Source organism: Maribacter algarum (ex Zhang et al. 2020) (genome assembly GCF_005885635.1).
In the GTDB taxonomy this organism is placed as follows: Bacteria; Bacteroidota; Bacteroidia; order Flavobacteriales; family Flavobacteriaceae; genus Maribacter_C; species Maribacter_C algarum.
The window spans coordinates 1039193-1059800 of the sequence record NZ_VATY01000001.1 but is presented as its reverse complement, the minus strand read 5'-3'; the positions used below and the strand labels follow the sequence as shown (position 1 = coordinate 1059800).

Here is a 20608-nt window from a genome sequence, read left to right as displayed (position 1 = left end):
GGGATGTGTAGAACTTAGATGTCCAGTTTCAAATTCAATTCCTTCAACTGCTCCTTGTCTATTGGAGCTGGCGCATCAATCATTACATCACGCCCACTATTGTTTTTTGGGAAGGCTATAAAATCGCGAATGGTTTCTTGTCCACCCAGAATGGCAACCAATCTATCTAAACCAAAGGCAATCCCTCCATGAGGTGGTGCTCCATATTGAAAAGCATCCATCAAGAAACCAAATTGTGCTTTCGCTTCTTCGGGAGTGAAACCAAGGTGCTTGAACATGGTACTTTGAATTTCTTTATCGTGAATACGAATTGAGCCTCCGCCGATTTCGTTTCCGTTTAAAACTAAATCATAGGCATTTGCTCTCACTGCTCCTGGGTCAGAATCTAAAAGCTCAAGTTGACCAGGTTTTGGAGAGGTAAATGGATGGTGCATGGCATGATAATGGCCTGTCTCCTCATCCAACTCCAGCAATGGAAAATCAATAACCCATAGAGGTGCGAACTCCTCAGGGTTTCTTAAACCTAAACGTTCTGCCAATTCCATTCGCAAAGCACTTAGTTGCGTTCTTACTTTGTTTTGGTCTCCGGAAAGTACGCAGATTAAATCTCCTGCTTTTGCGCCTGTAACGTCTGCCCATTTGGCCAAGTCTTCTTGGTCATAAAATTTGTCGACAGATGATTTAAAGCTTCCATCATCATTACATCTTGAATAGACCATTCCCAAGGCTCCGACTTGTGGTCGTTTTACCCAGTCAGTAAGTTTGTCGATTTCTTTTCGGGTGTATGAATTCCCTCCTGGGACAGCTATCCCAACTACCAATTCCGCGGAATTGAAAACATTGAAATCTTTGTGCTGTGCTACTTCGTTTAACTCGCCAAATTCCATTCCGAAGCGAATGTCTGGTTTGTCATTTCCGAAGCGTTTCATGGCTTCGTCAAAGGTTATTCTTGGGAATGACTCGATGTCAACTCCTTTGATTTCCTTCAAGAGATGTTTCGTCAATCCTTCAAAAGCATTTAGAATATCTTCCTGCTCTACAAATGCCATTTCACAGTCGATCTGCGTGAATTCTGGCTGACGGTCAGCTCGTAAATCTTCATCTCTAAAACATTTTACAATCTGAAAATATTTGTCCAAACCACCGACCATAAGCAATTGCTTAAATGTCTGTGGCGATTGCGGTAGCGCATAAAATTGACCCTCGTTCATACGGCTTGGCACTACAAAATCACGGGCTCCTTCTGGGGTTGATTTTATTAAAACAGGAGTCTCCACCTCGATAAAACCTTCTTCCGAAAGATACTTTCGAACCTCAATAGCTACTTTCGACCTAAATATCAAATTCTCTTTTACAGGATTTCTTCGGATGTCTAAATAACGATATTTCATACGAATATCTTCACCACCATCAGTTTCATCTTCAATGGTAAAAGGAGGTGTTTTAGATTCATTCAAAACAATAACCTCTTCCACCAAAACTTCAATATTTCCTGTCGGGATGTTTGGATTTTTTGAGGCTCTTTGAATCACCTCACCATTCACTTGAACTACAAATTCACGACCCAAGCTTCTAGCTTGCTCCAATAGTTTTGAAGAGGTACGGTCTTCATCAAAAACCAGTTGTGTAATACCATAACGATCACGTAAATCTACCCATGCGACAAAGCCTTTATCTCTGGTTTTATGTACCCAGCCTGATAAAGTTACTTTTTGATTGATATGTGATTCGCGCAATTCTCCGCAATTATGGCTTCTGTACATGATTTTATTTCTTTTTGAAGCGACAAATTTAAGAAGTATTTATCTTGGTTTTATTTGTTTGCTTTAATAATTAAAAATGAAGTCAAGATAAAAGTTGGTTTTGATAAGATACCGGTTAATTAAAATGATATTTAACTTTTAGGTAATTAAGGAGCTAGAGTCATTAAAAAGTAAGAAAAAATTATAGAATAAAAGAGGCAATGCCTCGTTAGTAAAGGATAGATGTCAAATGAATTCCAAATTCTTAATTGACAAGTTTTAAGAATTCAAGAAAATTACTATTAATGCCATTTACAGGTTCCCACCCAGCGATTATTACCCCACTATTAAAATCCCGCATTTTATCCGTTTCAGGATTGATTATGGGTAGCATGGTACCCGATTTCGAGTTCTTTATACGTCTTGAAGCAGAAGTCATTCATGGGCACTCCATTTTGCCCATGTTTTGGTTGAATGTTCCCACTGCTATTTTAACCATTACACTTTATCATTTGATTGTAAGAAATCAACTTATTTTACATCTACCGCCTTTTTTTCGCTCACGATTTACACCTTTTTTGACTTTTAATTGGCTTGTGTATTTGAAGTTGAACTATTTTAAGATTATTGTTTCAATTTTGATTGGTAATATTAGTCATCTGGTGTGGGATTCTTTTACCCATAAAAATGGTTTTTTTGTTGAGCTTTTACCCTTAATGAAGTACACCTACTTTCAAATACCGTTATTTCATATTCTACAATATGCTTTTAGCCTTTTTGGGGCTTGGGCAATTATTCATTTCATTTCTAAGATGAAACGATTTACAGTAAAGACTCAAACTACTAAAATTGAATTTAGTGTTTATTGGCTGCTAGTCATTGTGACTACCATTGCCTTGTATTTTTTTAGATATGATGCTGCAGATTATTCGACGTTTACAAATCGCATCGTATTCCTATGTGCTGGGTTTTTGTTAGGACTACTTATTTCATCAAGTTTGTTTATCCTAAATAAACCTGAAAATAAGGTTACGAAATTGACTCGTAATTTTTTAAAATAAAAGCTCAAACCAGAGGTCTGAGCTTATTAGTTGCTAATCAGAAGTGCCAGTCTTGGGCAAAACTTCATATTCCTCGTTTGGTTTTATGAGTTCTTCTCCCAGATTCATTTCAGGTTTTCTCCACCTTCGAACTTTTGTTTTTATTCGATAAGTTATATTAAAAAGTACGGGTACAATAATCAAGGTCAAGAAAGTAGCCACGATAAGTCCGAATATCACCGTCCAAGCCAATGGCCCCCAGAAAACAACATTATCACCTCCAAAATAAATTTTAGGGTTAAACTCCGTAACCAATGATGCGAAATCAATATTCAATCCTATGGCTAAAGGAATTAGCCCAAGTACAGTTGTAATGGCCGTTAATATTACTGGTCGTAACCTCGCCTTCCCCGCTTTGGTTATTACTTTGGTAACATCTTTCATAGATAATAAATCTTTATCATCAAGGTCTAGTTTTACCTTTTTACGGTCGATGAGAATTTGGGTATAATCCAAGAGAACAACACCATTGTTTACCACGATTCCCGCAAGGGAAATAATACCCATCATCGTCATCATAATAACGAAAGACCAGCCTGTTATCATCAGTCCACCGAAAACTCCTATGAAACTCAAGAAGATGGCAATCATTATGATTAGGGGTTTTGAAATCCCTCCGAATTGGAAAATCAATATGAGCATAATTAATGCTAGGCCTCCGAAAAAAGCACCTACCAAAAAGTTTAACTGTTTGTTTTGCTCTTCGATTTCGCCGGTATAATCTACTTTTACGGTGTCAGGTATGCCTTTGAAATTTTCCATTTCTTTGATGACATTGCCTACTACTTCTGCAGGGTTTCCACCGGCGGTAAGTCCAGAGTAGACGGTAACAACACGATTACCATTGCGATGTTTAATAGAGCTAAAGCCAGATGAATTTCTCTGTGATGCTACTGCAGAAACTGGAATCTCTTTAATTTGCCCAGAAGCTTGGTCTCTGAAAATGATGTTTTGATTAAAGAGTGCATTTTTATCAAAACGCAAGTCGCTATTAAAACGAACATTGATGTCGTAATCTTCACCATCTTGTTTGAACACACCTGCTTTTTCGCCAAATAGTGAACGTCGTAACTGATTTCCAACTTGCCCCACAGCAACACCTAGCTCTCCCGCTTTTTGTCTATCAACTACTACTTGCATTGAGGGCTTGCTCTTGTTTACGTTAATCTTCAATTCTTCAATAAAGGGAATATTCTTGCCATTCAAATAATTGCGAATATCTTCTGCCGTTGCAATTAATTCATCATAGTCTTTGCCTTGTATTTCAATGTTTACAGGGTATCCTGCTGGAGGACCTTCATTGAGTTTTTCAACCGAAATGGAAACTCCTGGATAGATACCTGTCAGGTCTTTTTGAATTGCTCCGCGGAGTTCTTCGGTATCTAATCCGTTTCGGTATTTAAATTCCCGCATTGAAACGGTTACTTTTCCACGATGTGGCATTTCAGAAGACGAGCCACCATCCGTTTGTGGGTTACCAGCACCTTCACCAACTTGTGATACTGCAGATTCTACCAAGTAATTGTAATCGGCATCCCTTTTATACTTCTCACGGGCTACAACCTTGTAAACCCTATCTTCAATGGCCTTGGTAATTGTATTTGTTTTCTCGATGGATGTGCCTTCTGGATATTCAATATACACATATACTTCATTCGGACTGTTCTCTGGAAAGAACTCAATTTTGGTTCTTCCTGAGCCTATCGACATCCCAAACAACATAAAGGTAACCAATAGTAGTACGACAGTGACTCCAAAGTACCAATACACATTTCCACCGCGTAATGCATGTTTAATTCGACGTTCATACCAATCTTCAAAACGCGGCATTATCTTGTTCTGAAAACTGTTGGCCAATCCTTTGATAACATATTTATAGGCCCATAGCATGAGCGCTGTAAAAATCATGACTGTGCCCAATCCTCTAGCAGGCCCTCCAACGAAAAGTATTAGTAACCCAAGACCCCCAACGATAGCTGATGTTCTAATGAGACCTTTACGACTAATCTCTTTGTCACCAATTTCCATATACTGGGAAACAAGCATCGAATTCATAAATAGAGCCACAAATAGCGATGAACCTAACACAACAGACAGTGTAACTGGGAAATAAATCATGAACTGACCGAAAAGTCCAGGCCATAATCCGAGAGGGACAAAGGCGGCAACAGTAGTCACTGTTGATATGATAATAGGTACTGCAATTTCTCCAATACCTTTTTTAGCAGCCTCGGTTCTTGATATTCCCTCACTCATTAAACGATAGACATTTTCGACGACCACGATACCATTATCCACAAGCATACCTAGACCCATAATCATTCCGAATAATACCATCGTATTCAGGGTGAAACTAAGGCTGTCAATGAGCAGTCCTAAAGTATTTAAGACGAAAAAAGAGATGAACATTGACATCGGAATTGCAAACCCAACAAACAAGGCATTTCGAAATCCGAGGAAAAACATCAAAACGGTTACTACTAAAATGATTCCGAAGATTATGCTGTTCACCAAGTCATCAACTTGATTTAATGTTCTATCAGACGAATCGTTGGCAATTGAAATATTTAAATCTGCAGGATAATACTCTGCTTGAGCTTTCTTTACAAGCGCTCTAATCTCCTGTGTGGCTGCAATTGTATTTGTTCCAGAACGCTTTTTTATATCAAGCATAACGACACTTTCACCAAACTCTCTTGCAAAGGTGGTTTTGTCTTCTTCATCAAAAGTTACCGTTGCAATGTCTTTCAGGTATACGGCACCATTCTCAGACTTAACCACAAATTCATTAAGCTCCTGTGGGTCTTGAATCTCACCTAAAACTCGAATTGTTCTGCGTTGCTCACTGGTTTTAATATTTCCTGCAGACATTGTCATATTACCATTCCCTATGGAGCTAATAACATCTTGAAAGCTGACTTTCGCAGCCATCATTTTGTACACATCAACGGCTACTTCAACTTCTTTCTTTTGAGCTCCTCGAATATCAACTTGTTTGATTTGCGGAAGGTTTTCAATCTCTTCCTCTAGATATTCTGCATAGTCTTTTAGTTTTTCAACAGGATAGTCTCCTGTGAAATTGACGTTCATAATCGGAAACGATTCTGCTAGGTTTAAATCGAAAATATTCGGTTCTACTTTAGCTCCGTTGAAAGTGGGCCAGTCTTCACTGGACTTTTCTGTATCTACTTCATCCTTTACCTTTTGCTTTGCTTGCTCAACCGTAATATCTTCATCGAATTCTACAGTTATAATGGAATAATCTTCCTGCGAAGTAGAACTTGTTTCGACAACATTACTTACGTTTTTCAATCTATCCTCTAAGGGGTCGGTTATCAAACGTTCAATGTCCTCAGCTGTGTTTCCAGGATATGGTGTACTTACATAAACCTTGGTTTCCACTATCTCAGGATAATCCTCTCTCGGCATAGACTGGTATGCTGAAAAACCCACCCATAAAAGGATAGCTATCATCACAAAAATTACCGAGGGATTATCAATAGCCCACGATGCTACTTTGAATTCCTTATTGGCGTTCTTTTTCTGTTTACTCATCGCTCTCAGTTTTTAAAATCTGGACATTTTGACCTTCCTTTACAGTTCGGGCGCCTTCTTTAATCAAAAGGTCACCATCATTAATTCCTGAAAGTGCCTCTACCAAACTTCCCTGGGTTTTTCCAGTTTGGATTATTCTTCTTGTTGCCACGGCCTTGTTATCATTTGGCTCTGAGGCTACATAAACGTACTGCTCTCCATCTGCATTTTCAGAAATAATTCCCTGCGGAATTAGAATAGCATTATCATTGCTGTAATCGTTCAAACTAACACGGGCAGATAGATTAGGCTTTATATTCCCTTTTTTATTCGGAACAGGAATTTCAACACTAAATGCTCTGTTACTAGGGTTAATAAAGTTACCTGTCTGGCGTATTTTTGAAATAACTGTATCTCCAAGTACAGGAAAATATACCTTAGCCTCTTTACCTTTTGAAATACCACCTAGGTTGTTTTCAGGAACATCAACCGTAATATACATATCAGAAAGATTTACTATACGGAATACCTCTGCCCCGGGACCGGGTGCTACAACCGTACCTTGATCTTTAATAACATCATCTATAATACCTGAGAAAGGTGCCCGAATGGTTGATTTACCCAGTTGGCTCTGAGCTTGCTTCACTGCATTTTCGGTAGCCTCGTAGCTCGATTTCGCCTGAAGATATTGTATTTCAGAACCTATCTTTTGTTCCCATAAACGTTTTTGTCGCTCAAAAGTCGTTTTTGCTAGTTCCGCTTGAGTTTTCAATTGTGATACCTGGCTACTCATTCCGCCATCATCAATTGATGCCAAAAGTTGCCCTTTCTGTACTCTTTGCCCTTCCTTTACATAAACACGCTGTAGCGTTCCAGCCATTTCAGGATAGATTAATACATTCTGCTTTGTTTTTACATCACCTTGTAATTCTAAAAAGTGATCAAATTTTTCACCCTTGGCGGTCAAAATGGTTACCAAAGGAAGTTTTTCAATACCAGATTTTGCCGCAATAACAGAATCCAATAGTTGAAGGTCTTTTTCTATCGCTCTTTGCTGTTCTGAGATTGCTATCTTTTTAGCACGAAGGGTTTCCAAATCACCTTGCGCGATTAAATCACTGACAGATTTTTCACTAGGATCTCCACAAGCTGCCAGTGCAACAACTGCAATAAGGGTATAGATTATTTTTTTCATGTTGATAGTATTTAGGATTGATGTTTTTCTTAGGATTTGTTGTTTATAATAGTCTCCAACTCTGTTTTCTTATTGATGACCTCAACCATACTTTGTAAGTACGTTTGTTGGGCATCGTATAACTGGGTTTGTGCTTGGCGTAGCTCGAAACTACTGGCTAAACCTTCGGCATATTTGATTTGATTTTTGTTCTCTATTCTTTCTGCAAGGTTAAGATTGCTTTTGGCAGTTTCATATTGCTCAATAGCCAAAATATAATTGCTTTTAGAACTTTCAAGTTGCAATCGAATTTGTTCTTCGGCTTCACTCAATTGCGTTTTGGCTTTCTCCAACGCTATTTTAGCTCTTGCCGTGCCTGCACTTCTCCGGCCGGAGCTGAAAATGGGAATACTTAAATCAAATCCTAAAACCGATGAATCGAACCATTGTTGGTCACTGCTAAAGAAGTTGAAGTTATCCGCGAATCCGGCGGTACCATAGTTTACAAAAGAGTTCAATGTGGGCAAGGCTCGACTTTTAGCCAGCTTCCATTCGTAGTAGCGCTGTTGATTTAAATTTGTAGCCAATTTGAAGTCTACATTGTTTTCCATATTAAATTCTGATTCTAAAAGACCAAAATCAATTTGTCTTTGTGCCAAATCATCTAAATTTTCCTCTAGTTTGGTGGGAGCATCAATAGCGATACCCATTACTAAATTCAACATTTGCAACGTAATTCCTTTTAGACGAATGGCATTCTTCAATTGGTTGTCAACTGACGATAAAGTGATTTGAAGTTGTTCTACACTTTCTTCATCTCCCAATCCATTTTCATAGATTTTGGTGGTTTCAAATAGGTTCTTTTCTAGGTTTTCCTTATTCTTTTCAAAAATGGTAACACTTTCTTCTGCAAGTAGTACATTGCCATAAGCTTCGGTGACAGCTTTGCGAACTTCCAAGTCTGTTTTCTCCTTGTTATTTTGACTATAACTTAGGAAAGCCTTAGTTGCTTGTACTCCAACAATATAGGATCCATCAAAAATTTGTTGCCTCAAGGTTGCAGTTGCATTTGCCTGTTGGGCTTGTCCAAATACAATAGGCACAAATTCGCCTGGCTCACCACCCGCAAATTCGGCTGGAATCAAAGAAACGGGCTGTTTCAATTGATTTTGATAACCAACCGCACCTGTAATCTGAGGAAGACCTGTAGCTATAGTTTCCCATTTTTGTTTTTTAGCATCGATTAGGTCACGATCTGCATTTATGGCACTATAGTTATTCTCAAGTGCAAAACTGATTGCTTCTTGCAGCGTAAAGCTATCCGTATTGGTTACTTCTTCCTGTGCATATCCAATGCTCGCAATACATATAATTAGGAAGGTTAAAACGTGGTTGCGCATACTATTCTTGATTTGAATTGATGATTGAGTTTAATATTTTTCTTCCCTTTGGAGTAACTATTCCTCGAAGATGGTACTCTAAAAGATAATCTTCCAATGTGGTCATTTTGAATTCGGTGTTTGGGAAAAGGGTATTATCCTTAATAGCAAAAACTCCAGAATAATAGATGCGTGAAACAAAATCAACATCAAGATTAGGTCTATAAATACCAAGGTCTAACCCCCTTTTGATATTGTCAACAACACATACCAACATCACCTCATATTCTTTTACTTTCAGAGCTTCATATATTTTAGGATAGTATTTTTGAAGTTGGTACTGTGGCGATGATTTTTCATCTTTTAAATGCATCATTACGAACTTCTTAATTTCATAAAGTTCTTTGATAGGATTTTTTTCCAAAGCGCAAATCTGGTCTATTCCAGTTGAAATAACCTCAAACAAGTTATTAGTACATTCCTCAACCAATTTGGTTTTATTCTCGAAATGTGCATAAATGGTTTTTTTGGAAATACCCATCCCGTTCGCAATGTCGTCCATTGTAACACTCTTGAACCCGAGGGTCAAAAACATATCCGTCGCTTTATGTAAAATCTTTTCCTTCATGACGTTTTGGACGGCAAATATAGGACAGGAAACTTTAAAAACATTTAAAGTTTCCTAAGTTTTACATTTTTTTAACATATCAGATGATAAGTATCATTGCACATCATTTTTCTGACGCTCAATGTAATCGTTAAATGCTTTCTCTCCTTCTTCTTCCCAGAATTCATCATAAAATTCCCATTTGGAAAAATCACTTTTGCAAGCATCGTTCATCTTGCTTCTGAAATGTTTGCGCCCTTTTTTAGAATGTTTTTTATGGCCCTTGCCCTCAAAATTTCCAAACAATAACTTTGCCATTACTAGTATTCCAACACCTTGCCAATAACTTAAGTTCGGTAGCCCAAAAACTTCTGGCATTAGCCAATTCCATAAAAGCATAAACCCATAACCGAACAACAACAGAAATGCTATGGCTGCAATAATCATAAAAATTACTTTAAAAGCTCCGCGGAAGAATTTTTCGGTTTTGTCTTTTACTTGATGTTCTACATATTCTTTCATAAGTATAATTTTAATTTTTTGTTTCCTTTTTTGTTTCTAATTCTTTAAACAGTATTGCAATTGCTCTGTGGCGTTGTGACATTAGAGTTCCTTTGGGAATGCCGGTTTCCAAAGACAGTTCGTTATAATTGAACCCCTCGAAATCAATGGCTTTAATAATATTTCGATATGTGGGTTTTAAATTGATAATCGCTTTTTTAAGCTCCCTTTTCATATCGTCGGAATACCCGTTGTCCGATTTTCCATAAAACAATTCTGTGAACTCCATTAGTTTTACCTCCATATCGGTTTCGATATTAATTTGGTCTTTTTTTGTTCTCATGATATCTATTATCCTATTTCGAATTGAATTATAGACAAACCCTGCAATGTTATGAATTGGCGAAGCAGTATCAGGTCTTGAGAACAATTTTAAAGCAACATCTTGTACAATATCTTCGGCATCACGGTCTGACGCATCATCAATTCTTGATTGCGTGTATATTCTTAATGAATGATATTCATCATTAAAAAAGGTTTTTAGTTTTTTATAGTTTTCTGTGTCAGAAACCATTCAAGAATTACTTTTTGATCGATCTTCAATAATAAAGACGACAAATTTGTAAACGATTGCATTTTTATGGTATTTTCTTTTCGATATTTATCTTATTTGTAACAATAAAGATGTTTCAAGTAAGAATAAAATTTGCACATTTTTTACAGGGCATTTATTTTACAGGTTAAGAAGACATTGAGGGGTTTTCAAGTATGTTGAAAGAGCCAACAATTGAAGTTCGGTTGTCAATTGAAAAAAGCGACTTTAGCGAAAGACAATCAAAGTAGCTTTCATACAGAAATATAAAAAACTTCTTTTCAGAAGTTCTCACATATCTAACCACCTTTTAAAATTCGTTGTTCGTTCTCTTGAAACTATGACCTGCTCTTTTTCCTTTGGTATAAGTTTTAACAACAGGCGACTGTTAAAATAAGAATGAATTTCGGTTACCGACTGCACAGAAACCATGAACTTTCTGTTTATTCTGAAAAATTGAACAGGGTTCAATATATTTTCTAATTGATCAATTGTATATTCAACTGGATAGGATTGTCCTAAATGGGTGTAAAGAAAAATCAATCCTTCATGTGATTTAAAGAATGCGATATCTTCAACATTAAATGATTTAAATTGATTTCCCACTTTGACCATAAAGCGGTGCTTGTATTCCTTATTAAATAAGTTTTTGAATTGTTCAAGCTTATCTGAAGCTATTGCCTCCGTAGCTTGACCTTTGCTTTTTCGAAATTTATTTAACGCAACTTGCAGATCATTCTTGTCAATAGGTTTTAGTAAATAGTCAAGTCCGTTATATTTAAATCCACGAACAGCATATTCATTATAAGCTGTCGTAAATATTATAGGAGGATGATTCTCAAGCTTATCCAAAATATCGAATCCGTAACCATCATTCAATTGAATATCTAAGAAAATCAATTGTGGTAAAGTATTTAATTCAAACCACTTAAGACCACTTTGCACAGAGGTAAGTTGCGCTTCAATTTCTATTTCAGGAGCAATTTCGGCAACTAAATTTGCCAGCCTTCTTGAGGCAATACTTTCGTCTTCTATGATAACTGCTTTCAATTCTTCTTGTACATTTTGATACTTAAGAAACTGACAAAACCTTAACTTTCTTGATGTCTTTATGCAATAGAGGCATCGTTACTCTAAAAAGATCAGTTTCTGTTTCAATGGTCATCTCTTGATTGGTGTAAAAAGAATAACGTTTCTGGATGTTCTTATGCCCAAGTTCGGTGGATACTTCTTCGTTAATTCGTTTCTTCAATGTATTTTCAACCACAATACCTATTTTACCTACAGATGCAATTCTGATGTTAAGGGGTTTTTCTTTGGAATAATAGTTATGTTTTAAAGCGTTTTCAACTAACATTTGTAAAGATAAGGTTGGCACCAAAAATTCTTCCACATCAACTTTAATGTCCATTTCTATTTTTAATGCGCCATCATGACGAACATTCATCATAAAGATATAGGAATCTAGGAAGTTTAACTCCTTGCTCAAACTCACCAAATCTTCTTCCGTATTCTCTAGTATATAGCGATAACTTGCGGCTAATCTTGATAAAAAATCAGATGCCATATCGCGATCCTCATACATTAATGAAGTCAAGGTGTTCAAACTATTAAATAAAAAATGAGGGCTAATTTGGTTCTTTAAGGAAGCATACTTCGAGACTAACATTTCTTTTTGCAAATCTTCTAATTTTTTTGTCATCTCATCACGCTGTTTCATGGCATGATAAAACAAATTAAAGGAGATTGTGGCAAGCCCAAGTAGTGTGGCTCGCAGCATATCACGAACAAAGCAAATAAATTGGTCATCTGTTTGATGACCAATAACATCTTGAAAAGGGTATAATGCCAAATAATAAAATAAAGCACTAAAAGGAATTAAAACAGCCATCGATTTGACCAATATTTGAAAACTGCTTTTTAAGTCTAATCCACCTTTTTTCAACTGTTTAGCTATAAGCCAGTCATTACTCTCCCATGTAACCATAAACAGAAAAAAAGTAGTACAGTAATAATAAATAGTGGGCGTGGAGAGCAACCCATTTAGTTCATTGTATTCGCTCTCCATGGTGGCTTTCACAAGAAAGAACACCACATTTACTACTAACCAACGAAATAAAAACTTCTGTACTTTCTTTTTCTTAAACATATATTTTAGAACAATAATTTTTAAAGATACCCAAGTAATCTGTTTTATGGCAGTTGCTCGCGTTCAATTGAGAAAATACATGTTGAACTGTATATATTCATCTTAGAATGTAATGCAGCTTCTTAATTATCTGTTACTTACTCTTAAAGTCTTTCTTAACAATTCAACACCTAATTAGTCAGTTCCTTTTATTTGGCCCTACTCGGTTTATTCAATTCAACATCTTTGATGAAAAAAATAAACCAATTAATGAAAAGAATTGCCCTCTACTTCATCTTATTAGGCATATCGCCCATTATTGCCCAAACCGGCACAATTAAAGGTATCATTTATGACAAGCAATCTGAAAGCCCCTTAATTGGAGCAGTGGTCGAACTTCTTAACGCCAGTGAAACCACTGGAGTTATTACTGATTTTGACGGAAGGTTTACTTTGAATAACGTACAAGTAGGAAGACAGGCTATTCTGATAACTTATTTGGGCTATGAGCCTTATACTATTCCAAATATAGAAGTCACTTCTGGTAAAGATGTTTTTATAAATATTGGATTGACAGAAGCATTTAATCAATTGGATGAGGTAGTCCTTACTTCAAATATGAATAAGGAGAAACCGATTAATGAACTTGCAACCGTTTCTACCCGTCAATTTGGATTAGAGGAAGTTACGCGATTTTCTGGTGGAAGAAGTGATGTAGGTCGATTGGCAGCTAATTTTGCTGGAGTATCTTCGCCAGATGATAGTCGTAATGATATTGTAGTTCGTGGAAATTCGCCAACCGGACTTTTATGGCGCCTAGAAGGTATTCCTATTCCTAGTCCAAATCACTTTGGTACGGCAGGTACCACCGGAAGTCCGGTTTCTGCTTTGAATCCCAATATGTTGAAAAATTCTGACTTTTTGACCTCGGCGTTTCCAGCTGAATATGGGAATGCCATTGGTGGTGTATTTGATTTAGGTTTTAGAAACGGTAACATTGATAAATACGAATTTACCTTTCAAACTGGGATTTTCACTGGCGTAGAAGCCATGGCAGAAGGTCCTTTGGGAAAAAATAAGGGTTCTTTTTTAATCGCTGGGCGATATTCGCTTATTAGCCTTTTGGGAGTTGGTGCAGGTGGTACATCCGCCACGCCCAATTATAGTGACCTATCTATTCATCTTAATTTTGGAAAAAGCGCACTCGGTAGATTTTCCATATTTGGTATTATGGGCAACTCAGATATTGAATTCTTAGGAAATGAAATTAATGAAGATGATCTTTTTGCTGCTGCAGATGAAAACACAACGGCAAAATCTCGATTTGGTGTACTTGGACTGAAACATCAATTGCAATTGGGTCAAAATTCTTATTTACGATCAATAATTTCTGGGTCTTTTTCAGGAAATGATTTTAATATAGATCGTTATATAGACAAAGAAACATCTGACGAACGCCTTCTTCAATATGCTAAGGTTGATAATTCAGAAACTCGATTTACTTTTTCCACTCTTTTCAATTCAAAACTAAACAACAAAAGCGCACTTAGAATAGGTACCCTGGTGGAAAACTTTAATGTAAAGTACCTTTTAAAAGATCGAAATAAACAACCCGATAATAATGCTGATGGTGACCCAGATTTTTTTACGTTCCGTGATATCGACGAAAATATACTACTGATTCAACCCTATGCCCATATACAGTATCGGCTTTCTGAACAGTTGACTATCAATGGGGGGGTACATGCTCAATATAGTGGACTTAACAAACAATTTGTCCTAGAGCCCAGAAGCTCTCTGACTTATCAGGTTGCGCCCAAACATACCATCAACCTTGGTTACGGACTTCATCAACAATCAATAGCGCTTCCGTTGTTATTCTTGAATGAAGAAATTAATGTACAACTAGTGCAGACCAACAAGGACTTGGATTTTATGAGAAGTAGCCATTTTGTATTGGGTTACGACGTAAAACTGAACAGTAGTTGGCGAGGTAAAATAGAGTTGTACTATCAAGATATAGACAAGGCGGGTGTTGAACCCTTCGCTTCTGGCTACTCAACCTTAACAGAAGGTGCTAATTTCATTTTTGATAATAATCGCGTTTCGTTGGTGAATGACGGTACGGGATTCAATACCGGTATTGAATTCACACTGGAGAGATTTTTTAACAAAGGGTATTACGGCCTATTTACCGGTTCTTTTTTCGAAAGTAAATACACCGCGAGTGATGGTCTTGAACGCAACTCGCCCTTCAACAACGGGTACGTCGTAAATCTTTTAGGGGGAAGGGAATTTAAAGTGGGACGGACACGTAAAAATATTTTTTTCATTGATACTAGGCTCACTTCTTCAGGAGGCCGTTATTATACACCAGTTGATTTACAAGCATCACAAGAAGCTGGTTTTGAAGTGCTAAGAGAAGGATTGACATATAGTGCTCAATACGATACCTATTTCAGGTGGGACGTGAAATTTGGTATTAAACTTAATGGTAAAGTAAAAAAGCGCTCTCATCAAATTTATTTAGACCTGCAAAATGTTACGTCGAATGAAAATGTATTTGCTAGAAGATATAATCGCCAAACCAATAATATAGATCAGGTAAATCAAATTGGTTTCTTTCCTGATTTCGGATATCGCCTTCAATTTTAATTAATAACTCAATATAAAATCATGAAACGTATTACTAAATTATCCACAATCGCCGCAATAACGTTCTTATTTGCTTCATGTTCTTCAAGTCAACAAATAGTTGGTAAAGGTGCTCAAGGCACTTCATATGCTAAAGAATTGAATCACCATATGTTCTTTGGAACTGTCAAGGATGATTCCTGCAATCCTGAAGAAATGGCGGGTTCAGCTAATGACTATACGGTTTCTACCAAACAAACGTTTGGAAATATAGTATTAGCAGTACTTACCTTAGGTATTTATACTCCGACCCAAACCATTGTAACCAGATAAGAATATTATGAGCGAGAAAACAGTAAACGTTTTTATCAACCAAACGGAGATTTCTATTTTTAAGACTACCATTGCGAATGAAGATGAGATAGGAATGGTTGAAGATATATTGAATCTCATTGTTGGAAAAAACAAGTGGAACTTTGATCTCGAAGATATAGACAATATATTACGGATTAATGCCAATATTGTTGTGAACAACTTTTTAGCTCAAGAACTGAAAAAATTCGGCTTTGAATGTGTTGAGCTATTTTAGTATTTAGGTTGTTTGTTTCATTATTTTCGAAAATTTCCATAGTATCAGGTCTACCGATAACAGTTTCGTAATTTGGACGTATTTTTGAAGAAAATCTGCTGCATGCATTCAATCGAACATTATCGAAATGAATTCATTTCGTATTTAGAGTCCAAAACCGCTACTAGAGAGCCCATTAACCTTTATGAACCTATTACTTATATATTGAGCTTAGGCGGTAAACGTTTACGCCCCGTGCTGGTTCTGATGGCAACCGAAGTGTTTGGAACGGATTATAAAAAGGCACTTGATGCAGCTTTGGCAATTGAGGTTTTTCATAACTTTTCTTTAGTTCATGATGATATTATGGATGATGCTCCTTTACGCAGGGGTAAAGAAACGGTTCACGAAAAATGGGATATCAATACGGGAATACTTTCAGGTGATGCGATGCTCATCAATGCCTATCAATTGTTTGAGAATTATGAAGGTGAGATTTTCCGAGATTTGGCCAAATTATTTAGTAAAACTGCCATTGAAGTGTGTGAGGGCCAACAATATGACGTTGACTTCGAAACACGTGATGATGTCACTCAAGGGGAGTATTTGAAAATGATTGAATTCAAAACTGCGGTTTTGGTTGCAGCGGCCTTAAAAATGGGCGGTATAATCGCTCAAGCATCTATTGAAGACCAGGGTAGTATTTATGAATTCGGTCGGAATTTGGGTATCGCCTTTCAACTTCAAGATGATTATTTAGATGCTTTCGGAGATCCTAAAACCTTTGGAAAACAGGTAGGAGGTGATATCATTGAGAACAAAAAGACCTTTTTATACTTGAAAGCATTGGAAATGGGTACAGCGATTCAAAAGAAAGAACTTTCAGATTTGTTTTCCATTCAACCTGAAGACCCTTCTGATAAGATAAAAACAATCAAAGCAATTTTCACGGAAAGCGGTTCTACAAATCGTACGCAAGTTGAAATAGAATCGTATACAGAAAAAGCCTTTGCAGTTCTTGAGGCCCTAAAAATATCTGATGATAAAAAGAAATTGCTTCATCTATTTGGAGAGAACTTAATGCGGAGAAAGGTTTAGAACAATCTGCGAAATAGTGCTTTTATAAATGTCCTTTTCGGACAGCCCGAAATATATTTGATATCTTCCCAAAGGTTGGTTTGTTCGTCTAAAAACTTAAAAATCAGCTTAGGATTCCTATTCTTGAATAAGGTTTCAAAGATGTGATAGCCTTTTGAATTGTCTTTATAGAGCACATCTAAAAACAACAGGTCATAAAACCAAAATCGATTTTTGAAACCCAAACTGTTCAAAGGTTTTCCAGTTTTGATATACTCGAGTAATACTGGAATTTTTCTTGCCGTACTGGCAAAGGTATATCCTGTACTTGGTTTGGCCCAACCACCCGCAGTGCCAATATAGCGCATGTTTTGCGTGTGATGCTCCTTAAAATCGTAACAGGTCATGGGAATACTACCCATTTCGGTTTCTATGATTTCATAGTCCGTAGTGTCCAATTCCTTTTGCAGATATTCTTTTATGGCTGTTTCGTATTCTTCCTTTGGCAATAAATCCTCGGAAAACAGGGTGTGCTCGATAAGTGCCTCATTTTCTGAAGTCGGTAATACATACATAAAACGCGTATTTCCTTTTTGTTCAATTGAAAAGTCCATATAAGTGGCTTGGTCAGCATCGAAAACAGGTTTCGGAGTTTTTACAAACCATCCTATAAAATGCTGTTGGAGCACTGGATACTTTTCTTGATGCTTAGCCATTCTATAGTTAAAAATGCTGTTGAAGACCTTTACTCCTAAATATGTTTCATGTGAGGTAGAAACTTTTACAATTTTACCATCATCTGATACATCATGAATTTCAGCTTGCTTGAAAGCAATTCCAGGATGAGCTTCTATTCGTTGCAAAAGGGAATTATAAAAGTCAATCCCTCGAACCATTTTGTAGGTATATGGATTGATATTAAACCGATTCGAAAATTGCTTCCCACCAAAAAAAATATGATTCCATTTTTTATGGACTATCGCATCGAATTGCCCTTCTCCCTTTTCCCAAAAGCACCAGGTACGGTCGTTATTTTGCTTGGTGTCTCTGTCTAAGAGGAGGATAGATTTTCCCTTGAAGAAATCATCGGAAATCATAGCATCGGCCAACATTAATCCCGCAGCCCCGGCACCAATTATGATAAAATCAAAATGAGAGGAATTATTCAAAAAAAGTAGATTGCGTTAATTCTTTCAAAAATAAGTATTAACTAGTTCAATCGATAGCGCATTCCGAAGAATCCGCGAATACCTTGGTTTGGACCGTAAACGTAAGAAGGATCAAAAGTTAAAGCATTTGGGTTATCTGCTGTAGGGACCACATCACCGTTGTTGTCAAAAACCACATTCTTATCAAAAGGGTCATTGGCACGGGCTATAATAAATGGGTTACCTCTGTTCGGTGTCCAATCTAACAAGTTTTTGATACCGCCATAAAACTCAAAATCACCTATCCCCTTGTAGGTGAATTGTATGTTTTGAATACTCCAAACAGGTGAAAAGTCGCTACGAGGGTCTCTTTCACCTAAAGTTGGTAAACGCATTGGACCATATAGGTTTCCCGTATAATCAACACTTAATTTTAGGTTTCTGAAGTTGTAACCGAAATTCCAAGTTCCTGTATAGCTCTCGGTAAGTATTTGACGTCTTGAAATACCATTTTCAGTATGTTTTACATCTTGAAAGGTGGCTCCTACTAAAAATTTAAACCCTGAGGGAAACACGACATCGATATTTGCACTTATTCCTTGAGAAATAGAGGTTCCGTTTAAATTGTCATAGATAATTTGATTGGGATTCGTATCATAATCAGGGAGAATGGCATTACTAAAATTGGTGTAGAATAAAGAAGCATCGACGCTGGCAAACGTGCCGTTTTCACTATAAATCTTTTTCAAATAATTCAGGTTCAAATTGAAAGAGCGTTCGGGTTCGAGCTCTTCGGTTACAATCACATCACGTGCCCCTGTAAGCGCTGCGTGGTCTTCTGTAAATAAATTCACCACGCGAAAACCGGTACCCGCATTCAGTCGTAGAATGTCATTGTCGGTCATTTTCCATCGGTAGGCGGTTCGGGGGGTAAAGATGTTTCCGTGGCGTTTGTCGTAGTCATACCGCATTCCCAATAAAAGGGAATGTTTTTTGGCTAGACTAATTTCGTCTTGTACAAACAGACTGGGAATAACTACTTCATCAGCAGAAACGGTTGCCGGAGTGTTGTCGTCATAAAAATTATATCGCAAAGCACTACCAACCAAAACATCATGATTGCCCACTTTCTTATCCCAAGTCAATTGTGTAAAGCCGATGCGTTGATCTGCCAGATAGGGGACATTGCCGTAAACGGAGTTCTGTGCATGGTCGTTATACGAGAAAGAAAGTAACAGCTTTTCTTTTACAGGCAATTGGTATTTGCCCAAGACTTCCCAACGTCTTGTATAAATGCTTTCACCATAAATTTCATCACCACCTCTGAATTCGGGTGTCCATTGTAGTTCACCGCCCCATCTATCTTCATAGAAGAAGCGACCTGCCAGAGAGAGGATGCGATTGTCCTTGCGTAGAAAACTCCATTTTTGAAAAACAGAGATGCGGTCTTGAAGGGTTAAATCGGTAAAATTATCACCGTTGTTGTCAATCAGTTGGTCATAATTGAAGTAGTTTACACCCAACAGCAAATCGGTCTTTTTGCCGACATCAATTTTGGCACCAAGGTCAAGATTGTATTCTCCCCATCCAGTAAGAAAGGCATCTGCGGCAAAATCAGGAGCCTCTAAAGTGTTTTTGGTGATAACATTGATTAGTCCGCCAACTGCCTCGCTTCCATATAAACTAGAGGCTGGACCTTTAACAATTTCGATTTGTTCAATTAGGGAATTTGGAATTCCTGATAATCCGTAAACCGTTCCTAAACCACTTACAATGGGCATCCCATCAATTAAAACTAAGGTATACGGACCTTCCAAGCCATTAATATGAATATCACCGGTATTACAAACATTACAGTTAATTTGGGGCCGGACACCATTCACATTTTGTAAAGCTTCGAAAATACTAGCAGTGGGATTCTTTTTCAAAAAAGTCGGACTATACACTTCCACAGGCACCGGACTCTCAGAACGACTTACTGCTTTTAAAGTTCCTGAAACTACCATTTCTTCCAATTGCTCCGAAGCTGCAATCATTTGAATGGGAATAGTTAGTCGCTCATTTGAACCAACAGAAATAGTCTTAGAAAAATCACGATATCCTAAAACTTTCACGCGTAGTTTGTACTTACCTTCTGGGATATTCTTTAAACTATATTTTCCATCTTCATCAGAAGAAGTGCCTATAGTAGTTCCTTCTAAATATACATTGGCAAAGGGAATAACCGTTAGGTCATCGGCTATAACACCGCTAATTTCTCCTTGTTGCGCTTGGATTGAGGTAAAACCTAGGCCAAACAGCAAAAAAAGTAGAAGGCTTATTTTATTATAAATCAAATTTCCTTTTTTGGGTATTAAAAAAATAATTTTAGACAAAGCTAAATATTTGTTTTTATATATAAAAATGTATTTTTGTTGATATTTT

General features: G+C 37.1%; 16 protein-coding genes. 5 read left to right on the top strand and 11 right to left on the bottom strand.

Going from position 1 to position 20608, the window contains the following annotated elements:
- Nucleotides 1-14 precede the first annotated feature (14 nt).
- Entirely contained in the window at nucleotides 15-1763 is a 1749-nt protein-coding gene (gene aspS / locus FEE95_RS04525; RefSeq protein ID WP_138656632.1) for an aspartate--tRNA ligase, read from the bottom strand.
- A gap of 284 nt (nucleotides 1764-2047) precedes the next feature.
- Here aspS and FEE95_RS04520 point away from each other — a divergent pair, with 284 nt between their 5' ends.
- Nucleotides 2048-2803 carry a DUF4184 family protein gene (locus FEE95_RS04520; protein ID WP_138656631.1) on the top strand — a complete coding sequence of 252 codons (756 nt, stop codon included), beginning with the start codon at nucleotides 2048-2050 and terminating at the stop codon, nucleotides 2801-2803.
- Between the two features lie 33 nt (nucleotides 2804-2836).
- Here FEE95_RS04520 and FEE95_RS04515 read toward each other — a convergent pair whose 3' ends face one another.
- The 8 genes from FEE95_RS04515 to FEE95_RS04480 form a co-directional block, all read right to left on the bottom strand.
- The gene (locus tag FEE95_RS04515; protein WP_138656630.1) at nucleotides 2837-6397 is read right to left on the bottom strand and encodes an efflux RND transporter permease subunit; all 3561 of its coding nucleotides are present in this window, start codon (nucleotides 6395-6397) and stop codon (nucleotides 2837-2839) included.
- The gene (locus FEE95_RS04510; protein WP_138656629.1) at nucleotides 6390-7571 is read right to left on the bottom strand and encodes an efflux RND transporter periplasmic adaptor subunit; all 1182 of its coding nucleotides are present in this window, start codon (nucleotides 7569-7571) and stop codon (nucleotides 6390-6392) included. Before FEE95_RS04510 ends, FEE95_RS04515 begins: the two co-directional genes overlap by 8 nt.
- Nucleotides 7572-7600: 29 nt before the next feature.
- On the bottom strand, nucleotides 7601-8950 hold the full coding sequence (locus FEE95_RS04505; RefSeq protein ID WP_138656628.1) for a TolC family protein: 1350 nt from the start codon (nucleotides 8948-8950) through the stop codon (nucleotides 7601-7603).
- Between the two features lies 1 nt (nucleotide 8951).
- Entirely contained in the window at nucleotides 8952-9557 is a 606-nt protein-coding gene (locus FEE95_RS04500; protein ID WP_138656627.1) for a TetR/AcrR family transcriptional regulator, read from the bottom strand.
- Between the two features lie 93 nt (nucleotides 9558-9650).
- On the bottom strand, nucleotides 9651-10058 hold the full coding sequence (locus FEE95_RS04495; RefSeq protein WP_138656626.1) for a hypothetical protein: 408 nt from the start codon (nucleotides 10056-10058) through the stop codon (nucleotides 9651-9653).
- Between the two features lie 10 nt (nucleotides 10059-10068).
- Nucleotides 10069-10611 (bottom strand): RNA polymerase sigma factor, encoded by a 543-nt coding sequence (locus tag FEE95_RS04490; protein ID WP_138656625.1) that lies wholly within the window; start codon nucleotides 10609-10611, stop codon nucleotides 10069-10071.
- Nucleotides 10612-10920: 309 nt separating this feature from the next.
- Nucleotides 10921-11679 (bottom strand): LytR/AlgR family response regulator transcription factor, encoded by a 759-nt coding sequence (locus FEE95_RS04485; RefSeq protein WP_138656624.1) that lies wholly within the window; start codon nucleotides 11677-11679, stop codon nucleotides 10921-10923.
- 22 nt (nucleotides 11680-11701) lie between these two features.
- On the bottom strand, nucleotides 11702-12778 hold the full coding sequence (locus tag FEE95_RS04480) for a sensor histidine kinase (RefSeq protein ID WP_138656623.1): 1077 nt from the start codon (nucleotides 12776-12778) through the stop codon (nucleotides 11702-11704).
- A gap of 249 nt (nucleotides 12779-13027) precedes the next feature.
- Between FEE95_RS04480 and FEE95_RS04475 the strand changes: the two genes are divergently transcribed.
- The 4 genes from FEE95_RS04475 (at nucleotide 13028) to FEE95_RS04460 (ending at nucleotide 17057) form a co-directional block, all read left to right on the top strand.
- The gene (locus FEE95_RS04475) at nucleotides 13028-15412 is read left to right on the top strand and encodes a TonB-dependent receptor (protein ID WP_138656622.1); all 2385 of its coding nucleotides are present in this window, start codon (nucleotides 13028-13030) and stop codon (nucleotides 15410-15412) included.
- 21 nt (nucleotides 15413-15433) lie between these two features.
- Nucleotides 15434-15724 (top strand): Bor/Iss family lipoprotein, encoded by a 291-nt coding sequence (locus FEE95_RS04470; RefSeq protein ID WP_138656621.1) that lies wholly within the window; start codon nucleotides 15434-15436, stop codon nucleotides 15722-15724.
- Between the two features lie 7 nt (nucleotides 15725-15731).
- Nucleotides 15732-15980, top strand: coding sequence for a hypothetical protein (locus FEE95_RS04465; protein ID WP_138656620.1), 249 nt, complete (start codon nucleotides 15732-15734; stop codon nucleotides 15978-15980).
- Nucleotides 15981-16082: 102 nt separating this feature from the next.
- On the top strand, nucleotides 16083-17057 hold the full coding sequence (locus FEE95_RS04460) for a polyprenyl synthetase family protein (protein WP_138656619.1): 975 nt from the start codon (nucleotides 16083-16085) through the stop codon (nucleotides 17055-17057).
- Here the strand turns inward: FEE95_RS04460 and FEE95_RS04455 are convergent.
- The gene (locus FEE95_RS04455; protein WP_138656618.1) at nucleotides 17054-18205 is read right to left on the bottom strand and encodes a lycopene cyclase family protein; all 1152 of its coding nucleotides are present in this window, start codon (nucleotides 18203-18205) and stop codon (nucleotides 17054-17056) included. The genes FEE95_RS04460 and FEE95_RS04455 overlap by 4 nt on opposite strands.
- A 41-nt stretch (nucleotides 18206-18246) precedes the next feature.
- On the bottom strand, nucleotides 18247-20550 hold the full coding sequence (locus tag FEE95_RS04450) for a TonB-dependent receptor (RefSeq protein WP_394347952.1): 2304 nt from the start codon (nucleotides 20548-20550) through the stop codon (nucleotides 18247-18249).
- Nucleotides 20551-20608 lie beyond the last annotated feature (58 nt).